General features: G+C 73.7%; 8 protein-coding genes. 6 read left to right on the forward strand and 2 right to left on the reverse strand.

Annotated elements, in window-relative coordinates; all coding sequences use genetic code 11:
- The first annotated feature begins 6 nt into the window (after window positions 1-6).
- From J8M51_RS10270 to J8M51_RS10290, 5 genes are all read left to right on the forward strand, one after another.
- Window positions 7-1,791, forward strand: coding sequence for a fatty acyl-AMP ligase (locus J8M51_RS10270; protein ID WP_086760909.1), 1,785 nt, complete (start codon window positions 7-9; stop codon window positions 1,789-1,791).
- Window positions 1,788-6,059 (forward strand): type I polyketide synthase, encoded by a 4,272-nt coding sequence (locus J8M51_RS10275; protein ID WP_267299124.1) that lies wholly within the window; start codon window positions 1,788-1,790, stop codon window positions 6,057-6,059. The genes J8M51_RS10270 and J8M51_RS10275 overlap by 4 nt, the downstream gene beginning before the upstream one ends.
- Window positions 6,060-6,080: 21 nt before the next feature.
- Complete coding sequence (locus tag J8M51_RS10280; protein ID WP_267299125.1) at window positions 6,081-7,091, forward strand: alpha/beta hydrolase; 1,011 nt, start codon at window positions 6,081-6,083, stop codon at window positions 7,089-7,091.
- A 122-nt stretch (window positions 7,092-7,213) separates the two neighbouring features.
- Window positions 7,214-8,446, forward strand: coding sequence for a PucR family transcriptional regulator (locus J8M51_RS10285; RefSeq protein WP_086756584.1), 1,233 nt, complete (start codon window positions 7,214-7,216; stop codon window positions 8,444-8,446).
- Window positions 8,447-8,594: 148 nt separating this feature from the next.
- On the forward strand, window positions 8,595-9,236 hold the full coding sequence (locus J8M51_RS10290) for a cutinase family protein (RefSeq protein WP_086756582.1): 642 nt from the start codon (window positions 8,595-8,597) through the stop codon (window positions 9,234-9,236).
- 91 nt (window positions 9,237-9,327) lie between these two features.
- Here the strand turns inward: J8M51_RS10290 and J8M51_RS10295 are convergent, their stop codons facing one another.
- Both J8M51_RS10295 and J8M51_RS10300 read right to left on the reverse strand, forming a co-directional pair.
- Window positions 9,328-11,058 (reverse strand): hypothetical protein, encoded by a 1,731-nt coding sequence (locus J8M51_RS10295; protein WP_086756580.1) that lies wholly within the window; start codon window positions 11,056-11,058, stop codon window positions 9,328-9,330.
- 120 nt (window positions 11,059-11,178) lie between these two features.
- The gene (locus tag J8M51_RS10300; protein ID WP_086756578.1) at window positions 11,179-11,781 is read right to left on the reverse strand and encodes a hypothetical protein; all 603 of its coding nucleotides are present in this window, start codon (window positions 11,779-11,781) and stop codon (window positions 11,179-11,181) included.
- A gap of 192 nt (window positions 11,782-11,973) precedes the next feature.
- Here J8M51_RS10300 and J8M51_RS10305 point away from each other — a divergent pair, with 192 nt between their 5' ends.
- Window positions 11,974-15,129 (forward strand): glycoside hydrolase, encoded by a 3,156-nt coding sequence (locus J8M51_RS10305; protein ID WP_086756576.1) that lies wholly within the window; start codon window positions 11,974-11,976, stop codon window positions 15,127-15,129.
- The last annotated feature ends 20 nt before the right edge of the window (window positions 15,130-15,149 follow it).

Genomic DNA, 15,149 nt, shown 5'->3' on the forward strand with positions numbered 1-15,149 from the left:
TGCCCCATGGACAACCGCCGCCCCCCGCTCGCGCCCGCGTTCCGCAGTCTGCCGGAGTATGTGCGGCACTGGGCCGAGACCGTGCCCGACCGCCGGGCGTTCACCTTCGTCGACCATCCCGCGCCGCACTCGCGGGGCGTCCACCGCACGCTGACCTGGCGCAGGCTGCACCTGCGGACGCGGGCCGTGGCCGCCCGGCTGGCGGCGGAGGCCGAGCCGGGGGAACGGGTCGCGGTGCTGTGCCCGCAGGGGACGGAGTACGTCACCGCGTTCCTCGGGGCGCTGGCCGCGGGGCTGGTGGCCGTGCCGCTGTATCCGCCGGGTCTGCCGGGGCAGGGCGACCGGCTGGCGGCGGTCCTGGACGACGCGGGCCCGGCGGTCGTGGTGACGACGGGGCACGTCCTCGCCGAGGTGCGGGAGTTGTGCGCGGACCGGGCGGTACGGGTCGTCGCCGTGGACCACATCCCCGACGCCGCCGCCGACGACTACGGGGGCCGGCCGTCCGCCGCCGGGGCCGGGCAACGGACGTCCGCCGCCGACGACACGGCCGCCGTCGCGTACCTCCAGTACACCTCCGGCTCGACCCGCACCCCGGCGGGCGTGGAGATCACGCACGCCAACGTCGTCGCCAACGCCCGCCAGGCGCTGTCCGCCTACGGCGCGGACACCCATCCGGTGACCTGTGTGGGCTGGCTGCCGCTGTACCACGACATGGGGCTGGTGCTGAGCGTCGCGGCGCCGGTGGTGCGGGGGGTGCTGTCGGTGCTCATGGACCCGGTGGCGTTCCTGCGCGAGCCCGCGCGCTGGCTGCGGCTGCTGGCCGCGCATCCGCGGGCGCTGAGCGCGGCGCCCAACTTCGCCTACGACTACTGCGCCTCGACGGTCACCGAGGAGCAGAAGGCCGGGCTGCGGCTGGACGGTGTCGCCGCGCTGATCAACGGCAGCGAGCCGGTCCGCCCCGGCACGGCCGACCGTTTCCACGCCGCGTTCGCCGCACAGGGTCTGGCCCCGGAGACGCACTGCCCGTCGTACGGATTGGCGGAGGCGACCGTCTTCGTCAGCGCGGCCCGTCCCGGGCGGCCGATGCGCGGGTTCGCGCTCGACCGTGACGCGCTGACCGCCGGCAAGGCGCTGCCCGCCCGGCCCGACGATCCACGGGCCGTGCTGCTGGCCGGCTGCGGCGCGCCCGCGGGCCAGCGGGTACGGATCGCCGATCCGGTGTCGAGGGTCGCGCTCGCGGAGGGCGAGGTCGGCGAGATCTGGGTGCAGGGCCCCAACGTGGGACGCGGCTACCGGAACCAGGACCGGTCGACCCGGCGGGTCTTCGGCGCCGTCCTCGCGGAGGTCACGACGGGTCCGGGCGAGTGGCTGCGCACCGGTGACCTCGGGACGGTCCTGGAGGGGCAGTTGATCGTCACCGGCCGGCTGAAGGACCTCATCGTCGTCGACGGGCGCAACCACTACCCGCAGGACGTGGAGGGCACGGTCCAGGACGCGCATCCGGCCGTACGGCGGGACCGGCTGGCCGCGTTCGGGGTGCCGGGCGGCGGCGGGGAGCGGGTGGTGGTCGTCGCGGAGCACCCGCGGAACGTGCCGCTCGCCGACATCGACGTACCGGGTCTCGTGCGGACGGCGCGGGCGGCCGTCTCCGCCCGGCACGGGCTGCGGCTGTCCGACGTGGTCCTCGTGCCGCCGGGCACGGTGCCCCGGACGTCCAGCGGAAAGGTCGCGCGGGCGCTGACCCGTGAGCGGTATCTGGCGGGCGCCTACGCGGTGGGGGTCGTGGGATGAGAGTCGTGGGGGACGGCGAGGGTGCCCCGGCGCGGCCGGTGGCCGTCGAGGAGGGCGCGCTGCGGCGGCTGATCGCCGAGCGGGTGGCGGGGTGGAGCGGGACGGCCGCCGAGGACGTGCCCATGGACCGGCCGTTCACGGATCTCGGGATGTCCTCGCGGGACGCGGTCGTGCTGGCCGGGGAGCTGTCGCGGGCGACGGGCCGTGAGCTGCCGCTGACCCTGCTGTGGGAGGCGCCGACCGGGGACGCGCTGGTGGCGTGTCTGCGCGGGGCGGAGGCGGGCGGCGTCCCGGTCGCGGTGCCGTCCTCGAACGGGCCCACGGAGGCCAGGGCGTCCACGGCACCCGTGACCTCGGACAGGCCCGTGGCGCCCGGTGAGCCGGTCGCGGTCGTCGGGATCGGCTGCCGCCTGCCCGGGGGTGTGCACGGCCCGGCCGACTACTGGCGGTCGCTGCTGGACGGCGTGGACGCGATCCGGCGGGTCCCGGAGGACCGGTGGCGGGACTTCACGCCGTATCCGCCCACCGACGCGCTGCCGTACGGCGGCTATCTGGACGATGTCGCCGGGTTCGACGCGGACTTCTTCCGGATCACCCCGCGCGAGGCCGCGGTGATGGACCCGCAGCAGCGGATCCTCCTGGAGGTGGTGCGGGAGACCCTGGACCACGCCGCCGTCCCGGCCGGGTCCCTGGCGGGCAGCGCCACCGGTGTCTTCGTCGGGATCTCCGCGCCCGAGTACGGGCAGCTCACCGGTGCCGACCCGGCGGCCGTCGATCCCTGGGCGCCGGCCGGCGGGGCGCTGAGCGTGGCGGCGGGCCGGCTGGCGTACGTCCTGGACACCCGGGGGCCGAGCATGGCCGTCGACACGGCGTGTTCGTCGTCCCTGGTGGCGGTGCACCAGGCGTGTGTCAGTCTGCGCACGGGCGAGAGCGATCTCGCGATCGCCGCCGGGGTCAATCTGCTGCTCTCCCCGACCGTCACCGTGGCGTTCCGGCGGGCGGGCGCGCTCGCGCCGGACGGCCGGTGCAAGCCGTTCTCGGCGGCGGCCGACGGTATGGGCCGGGGCGAGGGCTGCGCGGCGGTCCTGCTGAAGCGGCTGTCCGACGCGGAACGGGACGGCGACCGGATCCTCGCCGTCGTCCGGGCCACCGCCGTCAACTCCGACGGCCGCTCCAACGGTCTGCTGGCGCCCAACCCGGCCGCCCAGCAGGCCCTGTTGAGCACCGCCTACGCACGGGCCGGTCTCTCCCCGGCCCGCGTCGACCACGTCGAGGCGCACGGCACCGGCACCCCGCTCGGCGACCCGATCGAGGCGGGCGCGCTCGGCGCCGTCCTCGGTACGGGCCGCGACCCCGACCAGCCGCTGCTGCTGGGCTCCGTCAAGGGCAACCTGGGCCATCTGGAGTCCGCCGCGGGCATCGCAGGCCTGGTGAAGACGGTCCTCGCCCTCCACCACGACCTGATCCCGCCCTCGCTGCACTGCGCCGAGGGCAGTTCCCTGGAGGGCGACGCACGACTGCGGGTCGTGACGGAGGCCGAACCCTGGCCCCGGTACGGCGGGACGGCCACCGCCGGGGTCTCCGGGTTCGGGTTCGGCGGCACCAACGCCCACGCGGTCCTGGAGGAATGGCGGCCGGGCGCCCTGCTGCCGCCCCCGGCCGAGGAGCCCCCGGCCCGCCTCCATCTCCTCTCCGACGCCGACACCGCCCGGGTCCGCGACACCGCCGGCCGGCTCGCCGACTGGCTGGACACCCCCGAGGGGAGCGCCGCGCACCCGGCCGACGTGACCCGCACGCTCGCCGGGCGGGCGGGGCGGGGGCCGGCACGTGCCGCGGTCCTGGCCGGTGACCGTGCCGAACTCACGGACGGGCTGCGCGCGTTGGCGGCGGCGCGGCCCCACGCACGGGTCATGGTCGAGGACCGGGATCTCGTCGGGCGGGGCCCGGTGTGGGTCTTCTCCGGGTACGGCAGCCAGTGGGCCGGCATGGGACGGCGGCTGCTCACCGAGGAGCCGGCCTTCGCCGCGGCCGTGGAGAAGCTGGACGCGCTGCTGGCCCCCGAGTGCGGGGTCTCCCTCTACGACCAACTGTCCTCCGGTGCCTCGTCGGACCGCCTGGAGGTCGCCCAACCCGTGCTCCTCGGCATGCAGTTGGCGCTCGCGGAGCTGTGGCGCGCGCACGGGGTCGAGCCCGTCGCGGTCATCGGCCACTCCCTGGGCGAGGTGGCCGCCGCGGTGTGCGCGGGCGCGCTGGAGGTGCCGGACGCCGCCCGTGTGGTCGCCGTCCGGGCCCGGCTGCTCAGCGGGCTGCGGGGTGGCGCGATGGCGGTGGTGGACCTCGACGACCGCGAACTCGACGCCCTGGAGCGGGACTTCCCGGGCGTCCAGGTCGCCGTGCACTCCTCGCCCCGCCAGAAGGTGGTCACCGGGGACGAGAAGGCGGTGGCCCGGCTGGTGCGCCGGCTGGAGGCGGAGGGGCGGGCAGCTCGGGCGATGCGGGTGGCCGGGGCGGGGCACTCCCCCCAAGTGGAGCCGCTCCTCGCGGAGTTGACAGCGGAGCTGGCCGACATCCGGGGCGGGCGCCCCGAGGTCCCCGTCTACTCCACCGTGCTGGACGACCCGCGCGGCGACTGCGTGTTCGACGCCGGGCACTGGGCGGCCAATCTGCGGCGGCCCGTGCGTCTGGACCGGGCCGTCGCCGCGGCGGTCGCCGACGGTCACCGCGCCTTCGTCGAGATCTCGCCCCACCCGGTGCTGACCCGGGCGGTCACGGACACCGCCCCGGGCGCCCTCGCCCTCGGCACCCTCCACCGCGACGCCGGCACCTCCGCCGACTTCCTGACGCGGCTGGGCGCCCTGCACACCGCCGGTCTGCGGCTCCCGACACCGCCGGGCCGTGTCATCGACCTGCCCGGACCGCGCTGGCGGCATGTGCGGCACTGGTGGACGGACGGGCGGGCGGGGGCGGCGAGGGAGGGAAGGGAGGAGAGGGCCGCGATCACGGAGAAGGGTCGCCCGGCCGGCGCCCCCACGGCCCACGGACCCCATGGACCTCACGGACCCCACGAACCTCACGGACCGGGTGAGGCTCCCGTGACCGACGAGGGCCGGACCCCGCACCACACCTCGGTCTCCGCCCGCCTCTGCCACCACATCGCCGCCGTCACCGGCCACCCACCGGCCCGCGTCACCCCGGCCACCGCCCTCGCCGAACTGGGCCTCGACTCCCTGATGGCCGTCCGCATCCGCAGCGGTCTCGAACGCGAGCTCGGCATCGACCTCCCCCTGCGCGACCTGCTGGGCGCCGCCACGGTCGGGGACGCCGCCTCCCGCATCCGGCCGACGGCCCGGCGGGCGCTGCCGGGCGGGTCGGTGGACTCCGGTGACGCGGGGCGCACGGCACCGGCCCGCGCCGACGCCGGCGCCGGCTCCCCGAGGCTCACCCCGTCCGGTCCCCACCCCTTCCTCCGCCCCCTCCGTCCCACCGGCCCGCTCCCCCCGCTCTTCCTCGTCCACGCCGCAGGCGGGACCACCGACGTGTACCGCGCCCTCGTCGAACAGCTCGGCGGGCAGCGGCCGGTGTACGGGCTGGAGCGGATCGACGAGGCCCGCACGGTCGTCGAGAAGGCACGGCGTTACGCCGAGGCGGTGACGGCCGCGTACCCCGACGGGCCCTGTCTGCTGGGCGGTTGGTCGTTCGGCGGCTTCGTCGCGCAGGAGGCGGCACGGCAGCTCACGGCCGCCGGACGGGACGTGCGCCTGGTGGCGCTCATCGATTCCGTACGACCGCTCCCCCACCCCGAGAGCACACCGGCCGACCGGATCCGCGCCCACTTCACCGGCTTCGCCCGTCATGTCCTGGACGCGTACGGGGTCGAACTGGCCTTGCCGTACGACGAGTTGGCCGCGACGGAGGACGACGGCGAGCGGGTCGACACCGTGCTGCGGGCGCTGCGCGAGGCGGTGGACGTGCCGCGGGCGGCCCTCGACCACCAGCGGTCCTCCTATCTGGACCTGCGGATCGGAGAGGCCCACCGGCCGGGCCGGTACGAGGGGCGGGTGGTGCTGTACCGGGCCGCGGAGCCCGCCCCGCACACCGTGCGCGACCCGGCGTACGAGCGGGACGACGAGGGGCTCGGCTGGGACGAGGTGTGCCCGGCTCTGAGCGTCGTCCGGGTCCCGGGGCACCATCTGTCGCTGCTCGACCCGCCGTACGTCGACGCGATCGCCACCAGTCTGCGGCGGGAGTCCGTCCAGGACCGTCGCTGAACCGAGCCGAGGAGAGCCGCCATGTCCGTCCCCGACGAGCGCACCGTCCGCATCGACCGCGCCCCCGCGCCGTCCCGTCGTGCCGTCACCAGAGCCGCCGCCGTCACGGGCCTGGCCGCCCTCCTCGGCGCCACGGCCACGGGCGTCGCGTCGGCGACCGCGCGATCCGTCACCCCCGGGTCCGTCGCCCCCGGGTCCGTCACCCGCCTCGGCCCCCGCACCCTCGACGTCGCCGTCCCCTCCGCCGCCCTGGGCCGCAGCGCCCCGGTCCGGCTGATCCTCCCGTCGTCCTACGACACCCACCCCACCCGGACGTACCCCGTGCTGTATCTGCTGCACGGGGCGCACGACGACCACACGTCCTGGACCCGGGAGACCGACATCGAGGCGTTCACGGCGGGCCGGGAGCTGATCGTGGCGATGCCGGACGGGGGGCCGACCGGCATCCCGAGCGCCTGGCGCAGCGGCCCGGACTACGAGACGTTCCAGGTCGACGAGGTGCCGGCGCTGCTGGCCCGCGCCTACCGGGCGTCCGGGGTCCGGGTCGTCGCCGGGGTCTCGACCGGCGGCTACGGCGCGATGGCGCACGCGGCACGGCACCCGGGGCGGTTCGCGGCGGCGGCCTCGTACAGCGGCATCCTCGACACGACCGCGCCCGGTGTGCCGACCCTGGTGGACGCCATCGTGGCCCGGGAGAACCTGGCGCCCCTGTCGCTGTGGGGCAACCCGGTCCTGAACGTGCTCACCTGGCGGGACTTCAACCCGCGTTCGCGCGCGGCGGGGCTGCGCGGCACCGCCCTGTACGTGTCGAGCGGCAGCGGGGTGTTCGGCGGTATCGGCGACTGGCTGCCGGAGGCGCTGGAGAGCGCGCTGTGGCCGTCCGCCCACGCCTTCACCGACACACTGGCGCTGCTGCGGGTACCGGTGACGACCCACTTCTACGCGGGCGGAGGGCACGGCTGGGCCTACTGGAAGCGGGAGTTCGGCGCGTCGTGGCCGATGCTCGCCGGTGCGCTGGGGGTGCCGGCGTGAGGGCGGTACCGGCGGGGAACGGAACGGAGCGCGGAGGTCGTACGTCCTACCCAGGACCTGCCCCGCGCCCCACGGGCACCGGCCCGCGGGTGAGCCGCTTCCGGGTGAAAGGAGGGCCGGCCGTGGCTGCCCCCACCCCGCCGCACGGTGTACCGGACGGGCCCGGCGCCACCTCCGTACCGCCCGAACTGGCCAAGCTGTTGCGCGACCAGTTGGAGGTCGTCGCCGACCAGGTGGAGGAGGAGGTGTGCAGGCAGGTCCCGGAGTACGCCGCCCGGTCGGCCGACGGGGCGAGCCGCGCCCTCCTCAGATCCGGGGTCGTACAGGCGCTCACCCTGTTCGTCGACCACATCGCCGATCCGCACGCCCGGGGAGACTCGATCACCGCGATCTACCGCGAGCTGGGACGCGGCGAGGCGCTGGAGGGCCACAGCCTCGAAACACTGCAGTCCGCGCTGCGGGTCGGCGGGCTGCACGCCTGGCAGCAGTTGAGCCGCACGACGGAGGAGCTCGGGCTGGACTCCGCGGTCATGGCCGGACTGGGTGAACTGGCGTTCCGGACGGTGCACGAGGTGGCCGAGGCCGCGGCGGCGGGGTACGCGGAGGGGCAGTTGCGCGGCACGGACGAGCTGGAACGGCGCCGGGGGCGGCTGCTCGCCCTGTTGCTGGGTGAGGGGCCGGTGCTGCCGGAGGCGGTGCGTGACCTGGCGCACGGCGCCCGGTGGTCCGTGCCGACGCATGTCGCGGTCGTCGTCCTCGCGGCCTCCCCCGACCAGTGGGGGGAGCGGCCGTTGGCCGCCGCCGGGGCGCTGGTGGACATGGGGTCCCGGCCACCACGGATGCTCGTGCCCGACCCGGGCGGCTCGGGTGGCTTCGGCGGCCGGGCGTTCACCCTCGCGCTGCGGGGGCGGCCGGCGGCGATCGGGCCCTCTGTTCCGCTCACGGAGGCCGCCAGATCGCTGCGCTGGGCCACCCGTGCGCTCGGGTTGATGGGGCGCGGCATCCTGCCCCGGCACGGTGTGGTGCGCTGCGCCGACCATCTGTCGACCTTGTTGCTGCACAGCGACGAACCGATGCTCGCCCGGCTCCGGTCACAGGCGCTGGCCCCGCTGGACACGGTCGCGGAGGGGCCTCGCGGCAGGCTCGCCGAGACCCTGCTGGCGTGGCTGCTCGGCGGCAGCAATGTGCCCGATGTCGCCGCCCGCCTCCATATCCACCCGCAGACGGTCCGCTACCGCCTGCGTCAGCTGGAGAAACTCTTCGGTGACGCCCTGCACGACCCCGGCACCCGGCTGGACCTCATTCTCGCGCTGCGCGCGGAGGCCCTGCGGAACGACGACACGTTCACCGGATAAAAAGCCCCGCACCCCGCCGGACTCACCTGGGCACAAAAAGAAACTCCATTCCTGAATTCCTGTCCATAACAGTCGGCGTGACACAGCGAATATCTTCGGGACGTCCTTTCCACAGGCGCACTGAGCGCCCCACCCTCAAAGGATCCCCATGCGTATCCGCTTGTGTCTCGCCGCGCTCTCGCTGGTCGGCGGGGCCGGACTGGCCACTGTCTCGGCACCCGCGGCCACGGCCGCCGCCTGCACGGACATCGACGTCGTCGCGGCTCGCGGCACGTTCGAGCCGGGCACGCTCGGCTTCATCGTCGGCGACCCCGTGTATTCCGCGCTGCAGAAGAAAATCACCGGCAAATCGCTGTCCAGCTACCGCGTGAACTATCCCGCGGACCTGTCGCCCACCTCGGCCGCGCAGGGCAACGCGGACCTGGTGAACCATGTCCGGAGCCAGGCCGCTTCCTGTCCGAACCAGCGTTTCGTTCTGGTCGGCTATTCGCAGGGCGCGAACGTCGTCGACAACTCCATCGGTATCAGCAGCGCGGGCGCGGTGGTCGGCAGCCCCATCGTGGCGACCATTCCGGCCGCGCTCGAACCGAGGGTGTCGGCGGTGCTGCTGTTCGGCAACCCGATCCGGGCCATCGGCAAGAGCGTCACCGGCGTCTACCAGAGCCGCACCATCGACTTCTGCGCGGCCGGTGACCCCGTCTGCGAGAACGGCGGCGGTGACGTGGGCGCGCACCTCGGCTACAGCGCGAACGCCGACGCGGCGGCGGCCTTCGCCGCGACGAAGGTCTGAGCCCGACCCCACCGCCGGTGGACGCGAGGTGAAGGGCCCGGGAGGAGAGATCCTCCCGGGCCCTTCTTCCCTGGGGTGATGAGGACACCCGCTACGCGGGGTCCCGCGCGAACTCCGTCAGGCTCGTCGAGACGGGCTCGGGACGGCCGTTGTTCTGGATGGGCGCGGCGGTCAGCACGTCCAGGTGCTGGTAACCGTCGGCGATCACCGGGTCCAGGTCGGCCGGGACCCGGCCCGCGAGCAGTCCGTCGCCCGCGAGCACGGTGAGCGTCGGGTCGGCGGTGAGCCCGTCCGGGTGGACGACGAGCCGCTTCACCTGCGGCGAGCCGGCGAACTGCAGATCGGTGACGAGCTTGGTCGGGAAGTACTGCTCGGTGAAGTCCAGCGGCTGCCGGGCCATGCTGCGGGCCAGCTCCTGGATGTCGGTGACCTCCTTGCCCGCGTCGGTGAACGGGGTCCCGTCGGCCGACCGGTACCCGGGGTCGTCGGCGTCGCCCACCCGGTCGTAGTTCCGCCAGGTGTAGAGCGGGCCGCCCGGCCGGTCGGGGATGGCCTTGTACTCGCTGCCGAACAGCGCCGGTCGCTCCTCGCCCCCGTTGGCGACGGGGAAGTTCTTGTCGGCGACCGGTCCGCCGTCGAAGAAGCCCACGCTGCTCTGGAGGAACGCCAGCGGTACGGAGTGGTCGTCCATCAGGGCGCCGAGGATCGCCTCGTTGGTGAGCCGGAAGTCGCGGACCGCCGGGGTGCCGGAGAGGAAGGTGGCGGTGTCCTCGGAGAACAGGAAGCGGTTGGTGACCTCGATGTTGGTGTTCAGGGGGAGTTGGTCCGGCAGGGTGGCCTCGCCGTCCGGGTCCTGCAGCGCGCCCAGGCCGGCGATGGCGAGCAGCGTCATCATCTCCGGGTTGAGGAGGACCGGGGCGGAGAGGGTGCGCGAGAGCAGTCCGCTGTCGAGCCCGGCCTGCACGGCTCCGTAACCGAGTCCGATGTCGGGCAGGTTGGTGTCGTCCGGGATGCTGCCGCTCAGATCGGCGAGCGAGGTGGAGACGGTGGTGTCGAGGGCGAAGTACCCGGCGCACTGGTGGTGTCCGGCGTCCGCCGTGGTGGCCGGGTTCCCGTCGAAGTCGGCGGTGGCGAAGTAGCCGGTGATCACCCCGCCCAGCGAGTGCCCGCCGCACAGCACCTTCTCCTCGCGCACCCGCCGGTCGGGCAGTTCGGCGGTGAGCAGGTCGTACTGGTCGCGGACGGTCCGCTCGATCCCGAGCTTCGCCATCCAGCCCAGGTCGGCGTTGCCGACGTACCCGTCGAAGGTTCGGCCGGCGACCTGCTTGTCCCGGTAGTAGTAGTCGACGGCCGTGCGCTGGTCGCCGGAGGCCACTCCGGTGCGGTCCTCCAGGCAGTTGGAGCGCCGGTCCAGGGCCCAGAACTCCACGTGCCGCCCCTGTGCGGCGGCGCGGGCGACGGTGTTGCGGGCGACGCTGTCGAAGGCTCCGGCGCCCTCCAGGATGCCGGGCTGGGCGACGAGGATCCGGTCGGCGTCGGCCGAGGCCGCCGGTCCGTCGGCGGACCGGTAGCGCAGGTACGACAGCCAGTCGCACGCCGCCGGCCGCGCCCCGAAGGACGCCGGCAGCGGCGCTCGCACACGTACCAGCGTCTCGGTCACGCCGCCGACCGGACTCGTCGAGGCCACGGCCGTCTCGGTCCGCGCGTCGTCGCCCCGGGCGTCCGGCGCGGCTCCGGTCAGGGCCGCGACGGTCAGCAGCGCCGACAGCGCGGCACCGCGCAGCGCTCTCAGGTTCTCTCCCTTGCTGCGACTCGTGTTCATGCTGGGACGGTAGGACCGCGTGCGCGACCCCACCGCCCCATGCTCACAACAACGCAGCCACCGCTGACCCCTTTGTCACCAGGCACCAACCACCGCTGCCGCCATGCGACTTGGACGGGCCTACAGTCCGTCCGCCACCATCGCGGAGACGATCCGCACATGCCGGTCGGCCGCCGTGCCGGAGAACTCGTTGTCGTAGTTCAGTCCGTACGGCCAGAAGTGGCCTCCCCCGGTGGAGATCTTCGCGCCGGCCCCGTCGTACTGCCGGACCAGCGTCGTGGCCCGCGACCCGGTCCAGGTGCCGCTGCCGCCCAGCCGCGACCAGCCCGCGCTGGTGCCCACGCCGAGGGTGTGCGCGATCTCGTGCAGCGCGGTCCGCTCCTTCATATAGCTGCGGTTGGAGCCGAAGCGGATGGTTCCGTTGATGTTGCCGTCGGCGGTGGGGACGCCCGGCTCGTAGCGGACGGTGATGGTCTTGCCGAGGTCGCTGAGGTTGTTGTAGCGGGAGACGGCCGCGTTCATGGCGGCCGTGATGGCGGTGTACGCCGACTGCTGGTCCGCCGTCGGGTTGCTCGCCCGGACGAGGGTCCAGGTGATGGTGGCCGCGGCGGCCCGCGGCGCGGGCACGGGCGGGGGCTGCGGGGCCGCCTGGGCGACGCCGGGGCCGGCGAGCAGTGCGGCGGCCAGCGCCGCGGTGACCAGTTTTCCGCGCGGTGAGTTCATGGGAATGCCTCCAGCGTTCGTGGGGGGGGAGGAGGTTGGGGGGAATTCCTGCACACCAGGGCTAGAAAGCGCTTTCAGTTTCCTGAATGCTAAGCACGTGTTTTGGGCATGTCAACGAAATCGCGCCGCCTCAGTGGTGTGGAAAGGAGTGTCGTGACCCCACGACATCGCATCGTCCGGTCTCTGGCGTCCATGGCCCCGTTGGTCCTCGGCGCGAGCCTGATGGCCGCGCCCACCGCGAGCGCGGACACGACGGACACGGCCACGGCCGCCGCGGCGGCGAACGCGGTCACCGTCCGGATCGACCCGTCGTACCAGCAGCAGAAGTTCGAGGGCTGGGGCACCAGCCTGGTCTGGTTCGCCAACGCCACGGGGAACTACCCCGAGCCCATCCGAAGACAGCTTGTCGACATGCTGTTCGGCGAGGACGGGCTCGGCCTGAACATCGCGCGCTACAACATCGGCGGCGGCAACGCCCCCGACGTCCGCAAGGACTACATGAAGGCCGGCGCGACGATGGACGGCTTCTGGAAGGCGCCGGAGGGCACCACCCGGCAGGACATGGAGTGGTGGGACCCGGACGACCCGGACCACTGGAACTGGGACGCCGACGCGGGCCAGCGCTGGTGGGTGGACCAGATCAAGGACAAGGTCGACACCTGGGAGGCGTTCAGCAACTCGCCGCCCTGGTTCCAGACCGTCAGCGGCTATGTCTCCGGCGGCTTCGACGCGAACACGGACCAGATCCGCGCGGACCGCGTGGACGAGTTCGCCACGTACCTGGTGAAGGTAGCCGAGCGCCTCGAGCAGAAGCACGGCATCGACTTCGACACCATCGCCCCGCTGAACGAGCCCAACACCAACTACTGGGGCACCCAGATCGGCGCGAACGGCCAGCCCACCGGCGGCCGTCAGGAGGGCGCGCACGCGGGCCCGGCGCTCCAGCAGAAGGTGCTCCTCGCCCTCGACAAGGCGCTCGAAGGCGCGAGGACCGACGCCGAGATCTCGGCGATGGACGAGACCAACCCGACGATCTTCACCCAGAACTGGAACGCCTACGACGCCTCCGCGCGGGCCGCGGTCCCCCAGCTCAACGTGCACACCTACGGCACCGGTATGCGCACCAGCGCCCGGGACATCGCCAAGGGCGCCGGCAAGAAGCTCTGGATGAGCGAGGTCGAGGGCACCTGGGGCACCGGCAGCGACTTCACGAGCATGGAACCGGGCCTCGGCATCGCCACCCGCATGGTCGACGACATGCGGGAACTGGAGCCCTCCGCCTGGGTGTTCTGGCAGCCGATCGAGGACTCGATCCCGCAGGCCGCGGCCGGCAAGAACTGGGGCAGCATCCACGTCCCGTTCAACTGCACGGCCACGGACACCCTGGAGACCTGCCCGATCCGGGCCAACTCCAAGTTCCACACCATCAGGAACTTCACCCACCACATCCGGCCCGGCGACCACTTCGTGAAGGTCGACGACCCCTCCAGCGTCGCCGCCGTCCGGAAGTCCGGCCGCTCGGCCACCGTGGTCCACGTGAACGGCGGCACGACCGCCCGATCCGTCACCCTGGACCTCTCGCGCTTCCGCAAGATCGACGCGGGCGCCACCGTCACCCCCGTCGTGACGAGCGCGGGCGGGGCCCTGGTCAAGGGCGCCCCGGTCCCGGTGACCGACCGCTCGGCCACTCTCGACGTCCCCGCCAAGTCCGTCACCACGTTCCTGGTCGATGGCGTCCGGGGCGCGGACAAGGACGCCGCCCTCGTCCAGCCCGGTCACGTCTACCGCCTCCAGGGCGCGCAGAGCGGCAAGGCGTTCGCCCCGTCGCAGGACGGCACCGGTGTCGTCCTGCGCACCACCGACGCCGCGAGCGCCCGGCAGCTGTGGTCGATCGAGCAGCTGACCTCCGGCACCGGCAACCGCGAGCGCTACGCCCTGACCAACGCGGAGACCCGCCGGCGGCTCGCCGTGCGCGACAACCAGGCCGTGCTCGAAGAGGCCACCGGCGGTGAGGTGCCCGAGGCGGCGCAGTGGCTCATGTCGACCACCGGCGACGGCAGTTGGACGTTGGTGAACGCCGCCACCGGCCGCCTCCTGGACGTCACCGGACAGTCGTCGGCCGACGGCGCCAAGGTGTCCACGTACACCCCGACGTCGGCGGACAACCAGCGCTGGGCCGTGAGCGACGAGACCGTGCTGAGCACCGAGCGGGCGGAGGCGTTCACCGTCCCGGGTCTGCGGCCGAAGCTGCCCGAGACGGTGACCCCGGTGGTGCGCGACGGTGCCAGGGGCTCCCTGCCCGTGGTGTGGGAGCTGCCGGCGGACCGCAAGTGGCGCAAGTCCGGGACCGTACGCGTCAAGGGTGAGGCCACCGACGTCCTCGGCCGGAAGGTCCCGGCGGAGGCCCTGGTCACCGTCGACACGATCGCCTCGACGGTCCCCGGCCGCGCCAAGACGTACCAGGGGGGCGAGCCGGAGCTTCCGCGCTCGGTCGTCGGCGTCGGCCGGGACGGCGGTCGGACCGCCCTCCCTGTGACCTGGGACCAGGCACCCGACGGGGCGTTCGACGAGAAGGGCGTCGTGACCGTGACCGGAAGGGCGGAGGTCGTCGACGGCTCCACGGTCGACGCGACCGTACGCGTCCAGGTCACCGGGGCCTCGGAGACCAACATCGCGCCCGACACGGGCGTGACCGTCGCCGCCACCTACACCGAGAGCGGCTACTCCGCCGAGCGGCTGCGCAACGGGAACACCGCCGAGAAGGCCTGGTCCAACTGGAGGTCGGGCACCAAGAACCCGTCCGACACGATCACCTTCGGTCTGCCGAAGGCCCGCGACCTGAGCCGGATCGTCGCCCACTTCCACCGTGACGGCACCAACGTCTCCTTCCCACAGAGCCTGAAGGTGCAGGTCAGGGCGGTGGCGGACGGCCCGTGGACCGACGCGGGCGACTCCGTCGCGGTCGGCACGGAGGGCACCCCGGTCGTCGAGGTCCCGCTCGACGCGGGCCCGGTGACCGGTGTGCGGGTGGTCATGACGGCACGTCAGGGCGGCTACATCACCATGGGTGAGGTCGAGGTGTTCGCCAAGTCCCCCGGTGTCTCCTCGGACGCCGCGGCCACCGCGATCGAGGTGGCCGGGAAGGGGATCGAGTCCTTCGACCCCGACACCACCGCCTACCGGGTGGCCACGGCCGACCCGAGCCGGGCGGAGGTCACGGCGACGGCCCGCGACCCGTACGCGACCGTCGAGGTGGACCGCGTCGGCGACACCTCGGCCGTCGTCACCGTGACGAGCGAGGACGGCTCACGGACCCGGGAGTACCGGATCACGCTCGTACGACCCTGAGGTGAGCGGCAGCCTCGTAC

This window comes from Streptomyces griseiscabiei (assembly GCF_020010925.1).
Lineage (GTDB): Bacteria > Actinomycetota > Actinomycetes > Streptomycetales > Streptomycetaceae > Streptomyces > Streptomyces griseiscabiei.